Source organism: Sulfuricurvum sp., assembly GCF_022759005.1.
In the GTDB taxonomy this organism is placed as follows: Bacteria; Campylobacterota; Campylobacteria; order Campylobacterales; family Sulfurimonadaceae; genus Sulfuricurvum.
Map to the genome: position 1 here is coordinate 1 of NZ_JAEMQA010000156.1, position 7055 is coordinate 7055.

Here is a 7055-nt window from a genome sequence, read left to right on the forward strand (position 1 = left end):
CCTGCTTCCATCTTGCCCACTTCTCCGCTGTAAACGGTGTTGATTTTCTCATGCGTATTCAGTGCCGTCTGCGGATTGATGGCGACTTGCATCTCTTCGTTCATTAAATCCAGTTGATCTTTTTCCAAAATTACCCTCTTTTAATCCGAACATATCCCCGCTTCGGTGCGGGGTATCCCTCGACTGTTTTGGTATTATCGGCAGGATCGAGAAAATCTTCAAGGCTTTGGGATTCGATCCAATCAGTTTTGCGTTGCTCTTCCGATGTGGTCAGCACCGTTCCCAATACCTCAAAGGAGTTGAATCCCGCACGCATACACCAGTTTTCGAGGGCTTTGAGGGTCGGGACGAAATAGACGTTCGTAATTTTAGAATAACTTCCGCTCGGACACAGTGCGACCGGCTCATCTCCGTCAATAATGAACGTATCGAGATAAATCTCTCCCCCCTCGGCCAACCCTTGGGCAAGCGATTTAATCATCGCAACCGGATCGCTGCGGTGATAGAGTACGCCAAGACAAAAGATCGTATCAAATTTCTCTTCATAAAAAGGGAGATGTTCGACACCGAGAAGTTCATAGACGATATCGCTTTTGACGAAATGGTTGATAAAATCAAACTGGGTTTTAAAAAGAGCCGAAGGGTCGAATCCTACCACCTTGGCGGGAGTATCTTCGAGAAAACGGAACATATAATAGCCGTTGTTGCATCCGATGTCGGCGACCTTTTTACCGCGCAGATCGAAATGGGGGCGGAGAAAGTTGTATTTGAGATCGCTGCGCCATTCGGTATCGATGAACAATCCGAACAGATCGAACGGCCCTTTGCGCCACGGCATCATCAACCGTGCAATCCGCTCAAGTTCGTTGAGATCCATCGTCTCATCGGTTGTGAGGGCAACGGTATTACCCAGTTCGACCTGAGATTCAATCTGCGGCAATTGATCGAGCGCTTCACGCAACGGAGCGATATTTTTCCATGTCATCCATTTTTGGCGCTCTTGGCGAACGGCATTCAAATCCATACAGTCTCCTCGTTTAATCTCGAAATTTTAGCGATAATAGGCTAAAATGGCGCCATGCGTATAGAACAAAAAGCCACCCTCATTTCCAGCTCCGTTGCCTTCACCTTGGTAGCGTTGAAACTCACTTTCGGTATCCTCAGCGGTTCCGTCGCCGTATTAGCCTCTGCCGTCGACTCGTTGTTAGACCTCGTCGTATCGGCATTCAACTATTTTGCTCTGCACCACTCCGACAAAGAACCCGATGAGCATTTCAACTTCGGACGCCGTAAACTCGAACCCCTTGCCGCCGTCATCGAAGGGACGATTATCAGTCTCTCCGCCCTCTTCATCCTCTATGAATCGATCTCAAAAATCGTTCAAGGGAGCGGCGTAGAACATTTGGACGCATCGATCATCGTTATGACGGCTTCCATCATTGTCACAGCTGCATTGGTAGCATTTTTACGCTACGTTGCTAACAAAACGGGCAATATGGTGATCCGCGCCGATGCGCTCCATTACCAAACCGACCTTCTCAGCAACGGTGCGGTGCTCTTGGCATTGGGATTGATCGCATTAACCGATATTCCGTTGATCGACCCGATTTTAGGGATCGCAATCAGCGCATACATGCTCTATTCGGCATTTCCCCTTATCAAAGAGGGAATTTTGATGCTTCTCGATGCCGCACTCGATCCTGAGAGTGTTGCCAAAATCAATGCCCTCCTCAATGCGCAAACCGACATCAGTTCCCATCACGATCTTCGAACCCGCCGATCCGGAAGCGACATATACCTGAGTGTCCATATCGTTTTCAGTATCAGCACTTCGTTGTACGATGCTCACATGGTGGGAGATCGGATCGAGCTTGCTCTCAAAAATCTCTTCCCTGAGGATAGGGTCCATCCGCTAATCCATCTCGATCCGTATGACGATTCTGAAGAGGCTCATTTAGATTGAGTTTCTGAGGAGTCTGTTACGTATCATTTGTTAGGATTATTCGATTTATTACAAAAAGGATGTTTTGATGAAATATTTAGCCCTCTTCTCTCTCACCTCGGCACTTCTCCTCGCATCGCCGATGAGTGACGATCAAATTGTCGCGAAAGGAGATCAAGTCTCCTCCATGCTGGTTCAAAGACTCAGCGGAGAGCTGAAGGCTCAAATGCAAAATAACGGAGCCGTCGGAGCGCTCCATTTTTGTTCCCAAAATGCCCTCAGCCTCACGGAACAAGTAGCAAAAGAGACCCATACGTCACTCAAACGGCTCAGCACTAATGAACGCAATCCGGTCAATAAAGCTACGGCTGACGAAGCGGCACTCTTGAAAAAATGGAGCGATCTCCTCAAAAACAACCAACCGCTCCCCCCCTCTGCAATTGTCAATCTTTCACCAAGCACGGCAGTCTATTATAAGCCGATTGTTATCAACAATGAAGCGTGTCTGAAATGTCACGGAAATGTCGAAGGGGAGTTGGCAAAAGCAATCAAGGCTGCCTATCCCGAAGACAAGGCGACCGGCTATAAAATGGGAGATTTACGTGGGATGATAGCTATCGAAATGGCTCGATAGTTTCTGCCTCGACAGAGGCAAGCTTCAGTACCATAGCGGTGAGCGTAGCCAAAGGGATTTGATTCCTTTGGCGTTTCAAAGCAAATAGCCTATCGAGCGTACTCGACAACCCGACTTTCTCGGATTACACTCACTTTTATTTCACCCGGAAATTGCACTTTTTGAGAAATCTCTTCGGCAATTTCACGGGCAATCAATGCCGTTTCATCATCATTCACACTCTGCGCACTGACGATGACCCGTACCTCACGACCTGCATTGATCGCGTACGCCTGTTTGACTCCTGTCTTTTGGGTGGCGATCTCTTCAATCTCGCTTACACGGCGCAAGAAGCTCTCCAATACTTCACGCCGTGCCCCCGGACGGGCAGCAGAGAGGGTATCGGCGGCACACACCGCCGCACACTCGATACTCTTGATCTCTTCGTGCCCGTGATGGGCATAGATCGCATTAATCACGACCGGATCTTCACTGTAGCGACGGCATAATTCCACACCGATGTCGACATGGTTTCCGCCGTTATCTTGGGTCAACGTTTTGCCGATGTCATGGAGCAATCCCGCACGTCGTGCAAGTTTGACATCCCCGCCCATTTCAGAGGCCATAATCCCCGCCAGATGAGCGACTTCAAGGGTATGTGCCAAAGCATTTTGCCCATAACTGGAGCGGTATTTAAGCCGCCCGATCAGCTTCATCAATTCAGGATGGATCCCCTGAACACCGAGTTCAAGGACAATCTCTTCCCCTTCTCGGGTCGTTGCTTCTTCAAACTCATCGGAAACTTTTTGGTACACCTCTTCGATCCGTGCCGGCTGAATACGTCCGTCTTGAATCAACAATTCAATCGTCTTGGTCGCAATCGCACGACGATAGAGATTAAATGAGCTGACGATAATCGCATTCGGTGTCTCATCGATGATGATATCGACACCGCACACCATTTCGAGCGTTTTAATATTGCGCCCCTCTTTGCCGATGATACGCCCTTTGAGCTCGTCATCATCGAGATGGATCACACTGATCAGCCGCTCTGCTGCGTACTCTCCGGCAAAACGAGATGTTGCTTGAGCCAAAATATATTCAGCTTTGCGTTTGAGCTGCTCTTTGGTCTGTTCTTCGAGCGCTCGCACTTCCTTGGCTAGTGAGAGACGTTCGTTTTCTCGGATTTGATCCAACAAAATCGCTTTCGCTTCATGCGCCGATAATCCGGAACGCTGTTCAACGATCACCTTGATTTGTTCACTTTTTTGGCGGTAATCTTCTTTTAATTTCTCTAAAGCACGTTCATTACGCTCAATATTGAGTCGCTTATTTTCTATTGCCGTCCGTTCCAATGCAAGTTTTTCCTCTTCACTTTGTCGAAGAAATTCAAACTCCTGCTCGGCACGAACCAGCTTCTCTTCACGAAACGCAAAATCTTTTTTGACCTGTTCTGAGATGTCGTCGTAACGTTTTTGCGCCTCTTTTTCAATCTCGTGTGATCGGAGTGAAGCGCGCTCCAAAATCATTTGCGCTTCATTCTCAATCGCTTTGGATTTGGCACGTGCCTGTTCCAAATAGAGATCAAAATGGGATGCGGTAATCTTTTTTGAAATTAAAAATCCGACTAACCCGCTCACTGCGGCGATGCCGCTTCCTACGAGTAGTTCGTTTAACATTAGGTTTCCTCATGCTTTGAACCCCCGCTGGGGTAATCAGTAGATCTCCTTGCACATCATAATCGTCACATACGTCTTGCATCGTTTTACACACGCAAGGCTGAATAAAAATTGTGAAAGGTTTCGTTTTCAGGGTCGGAAAAAATCGATCATACATCCCTTTGCCAAAACCTATTCGGCGCAAAGACCCGTCTACCCCTATCACAGGGACAATAGCTACATCTATTAAATTATATTTTCTATACGAATTCCGTGGTTCATAAATCCCAAAAGCCTTACGTTCCAACGGGTATCTTAATGGTACCATTTTGAAACTGACACCATCCATAAACGGCAGAAAAACCTCATGTCGACGATGAAGAGATAAAACGCTGCGGCGTATATCCGCTTCAAAGCCCATAGGCCAGTAACACAGAATTTTTTTAGCCCCCAATATTCGAAGCACCTCTTGCAACCAATAATTTACCCTCACGTCCCGAGATTTTTTCGTACTTTTCGGAAGTTCCCGAAACCGCTTTAAACAATGGGTTCTAAAATCACTTTTGGTCACTTTTTACCTTTGCTTCGTTATAATCTACCTAATTTTACTCTAAAAAAGGTTTTGGATGCGTTTAACCCATTTTTTAATCCCATTGTTTGCCGTTACACTCCTATTTCAAGGATGCAATAAAAAAGAGACTACCGAAGACGCATTGGTCTCAACGGCGAAGTTCTCACTCATGGATACACAAGGAAAAAGTTACACCGTAGAAAAAAGAGGAGCCAACTTTGCTCTCGATGCAGGAGAAGACAAAGTCGTTTTATTTGATATTTTTGCCACATGGTGCCCTCCGTGCCAAGCCGAAGTGATCCATTTGGGCAATTTACAAAAAAAATACGGTAAGAAACTGATTGTTATGGGGATCACAATCCAAGAGGACCAGAGCAATGAAGAACTCGAAAAATTTCGTGAAAAATACCGTGGAGGGGATTACCTCATCGCAAACAAAGCGGATAATCAAGCTCTTGCCCGTGCAATCGCTTCGACCATCGGGGTAGGACAACAGTTTCCTATTCCGTTGATGGTGCTGTACAAAAACGGTGAGTACGTCACCCACTACGAGGGTGCAACCCAAGAAGAGATCATCGATCGTGACATCGCCATGGCATTAGGGGAATAATTATGTTTTCATTTATCAAAAAAGGGCTTCAAAAAACGATCGACGCAATTGCTGCGATCGCTCCCGAACGAAAAGCCAAAATCTCCAAAGAGGAGCTTGAAAACATTCTTCTCGAAGCCGATGTCGAATACGATCTGGTCGAAATCATCCTTCGAGAGCTCTATCAAGACAATATTACCCGTGATCAGCTCCGTTCCAAACTCCTCGCGACACTCAACTACGCCCAAAACACCCTACCCGACAATCCCAATAAACCTACCGTCACCCTCATCATCGGTGTGAACGGTGCGGGGAAAACAACCACGATCGCCAAACTTGCACAACACCATCTGAATAAGGGTGAGCGCGTCATCCTCGGAGCAGGAGATACGTTCCGTGCCGCCGCCATCGAACAGCTCACCCGCTGGGCGGACAAACTCGAAGTCCCGATCGTCTCATCTCGTCAAGGACACGATCCGAGCGCTGTAGCGTACGATACGATCGAATCGGCCAAAGCACGCGGTTTTGAGCAGGTTATCATCGACACCGCAGGACGACTCCACACCCAGACAAACCTTGGAAATGAGCTTAAAAAAATCGTCCGTATCTGTGACAAAGCCCACGCCGGTGCACCGCACCGCAAAATCCTGATCCTTGATGGGACCCAAGGCTCTTCGGCTATCGCCCAAGCCAAAGCGTTCAACGAAATGGTCGGAGTCGATGGAATCATCATTACCAAGCTCGACGGCACCGCCAAAGGGGGATCGGTATTTTCAATCGCCTATGCCCTCTCGCTCCCGATCCTCTACATCGGTGTCGGCGAACAGCCTGAACATCTGATTTTGTTTGACAAATATGAGTTTGTGGATGGAATTTTGGATGCTATCTTTGAGGAAAACGAGCATCCCTAAAGAGGAGCTTCACACCCCCTCAAACTTTACTTCATCAATATTTTCAGGCTTCAAATATTTTTGTGCGAACGTCATACAAACACCGCTCGTATACAACAATGACAAAATATCCTTGTCAATATACCCGTCTTTTGCCATTAACAACAAAATTTTCATAATTTCCGAGAGCTTTTTCGCTTTTTTATACGGTCGATCGGAGGCGGAAAGCGCTTCAAAAATGTCGGTATGATTGTCGATACTTTCACGTTGTTCTGCCGTTAATGTCCCTTTTTGTACCGTGAGGTTGGCAACTTCGTCTACACTCAATATCGGCTCATACGTTCCATACAATGCAATTTGACGCGCTGCAATCGATTTGACCCGCTCGATGTTCTCGTCACTGAAATATTCGCTCCCCTCGTATGCCACAACCAAAAAGTTAATCTCCTCATCCAGTTGTGCTAGTGTGCTCTCTAGTAGCCCTTTCTCCTCATCCGATTGAGACGAATTGAAATACGCAATTTGCGCGTCCCGTTTCAAAATTTCGTATTTTAATTTGAGCTCTTTAATCTGCTCATCAGTATAAAAGTGATCTTTAAATGTTGATTGATCGCTATTGATTGCATGGGCAAGCAACAATGACAAATCCATCATCCGATCGATATGCCCTGCCGTATAGGGGGATTTTTCTTCGATTGCCATATTAATCGTATATAAAAACGATTCCAATAAGACTTACAAATCATTGATCTGTTTTTGTTTGGTCAACGCAACGGCAGCTTGCGATCCGAT

8 protein-coding genes are annotated in these 7055 nt (G+C 46.7%); 4 read left to right on the plus strand and 4 right to left on the minus strand.

The window, feature by feature from the left end:
* Nucleotides 1-130 precede the first annotated feature (130 nt).
* Nucleotides 131-1024, minus strand: a complete 894-nt coding sequence (gene cmoB / locus JHC35_RS09145) for a tRNA 5-methoxyuridine(34)/uridine 5-oxyacetic acid(34) synthase CmoB (RefSeq protein WP_295044530.1) — start codon at nt 1022-1024, stop codon at nt 131-133.
* A 54-nt stretch (nt 1025-1078) separates the two neighbouring features.
* Here cmoB and JHC35_RS09150 point away from each other — a divergent pair, with 54 nt between their 5' ends.
* Together JHC35_RS09150 and JHC35_RS09155 are read left to right on the plus strand one after the other, a co-directional pair.
* A complete protein-coding gene (locus tag JHC35_RS09150) occupies nt 1079-1963 on the plus strand; it encodes a cation diffusion facilitator family transporter (RefSeq protein ID WP_295044533.1) in 885 nt (294 codons plus the stop codon).
* Between the two features lie 67 nt (nt 1964-2030).
* A complete protein-coding gene (locus tag JHC35_RS09155; RefSeq protein ID WP_295044536.1) occupies nt 2031-2576 on the plus strand; it encodes a DUF3365 domain-containing protein in 546 nt (181 codons plus the stop codon).
* 89 nt (nt 2577-2665) lie between these two features.
* On the opposite strand, the gene rny is transcribed toward JHC35_RS09155, so the two are convergent.
* Both rny and JHC35_RS09165 read right to left on the minus strand, forming a co-directional pair.
* Nucleotides 2666-4234 carry a ribonuclease Y gene (gene rny / locus JHC35_RS09160; protein ID WP_295044539.1) on the minus strand — a complete coding sequence of 523 codons (1569 nt, stop codon included), beginning with the start codon at nt 4232-4234 and terminating at the stop codon, nt 2666-2668.
* The gene (locus JHC35_RS09165; RefSeq protein ID WP_295044542.1) at nt 4140-4784 is read right to left on the minus strand and encodes a 5-formyltetrahydrofolate cyclo-ligase; all 645 of its coding nucleotides are present in this window, start codon (nt 4782-4784) and stop codon (nt 4140-4142) included. The genes rny and JHC35_RS09165 overlap by 95 nt, the downstream gene beginning before the upstream one ends.
* A 55-nt stretch (nt 4785-4839) precedes the next feature.
* Between JHC35_RS09165 and JHC35_RS09170 the strand changes: the two genes are divergently transcribed.
* Together JHC35_RS09170 and ftsY are read left to right on the plus strand one after the other, a co-directional pair.
* Nucleotides 4840-5394 (plus strand): TlpA disulfide reductase family protein, encoded by a 555-nt coding sequence (locus tag JHC35_RS09170; RefSeq protein WP_295044545.1) that lies wholly within the window; start codon nt 4840-4842, stop codon nt 5392-5394.
* A 2-nt stretch (nt 5395-5396) separates the two neighbouring features.
* Nucleotides 5397-6284 carry a signal recognition particle-docking protein FtsY gene (gene ftsY, locus JHC35_RS09175; protein WP_295044548.1) on the plus strand — a complete coding sequence of 296 codons (888 nt, stop codon included), beginning with the start codon at nt 5397-5399 and terminating at the stop codon, nt 6282-6284.
* Nucleotides 6285-6293: 9 nt separating this feature from the next.
* Here ftsY and JHC35_RS09180 read toward each other — a convergent pair whose 3' ends face one another.
* Nucleotides 6294-6965 (minus strand): hypothetical protein, encoded by a 672-nt coding sequence (locus JHC35_RS09180; protein ID WP_295044551.1) that lies wholly within the window; start codon nt 6963-6965, stop codon nt 6294-6296.
* Between the last annotated feature and the right edge of the window lie 90 nt (nt 6966-7055).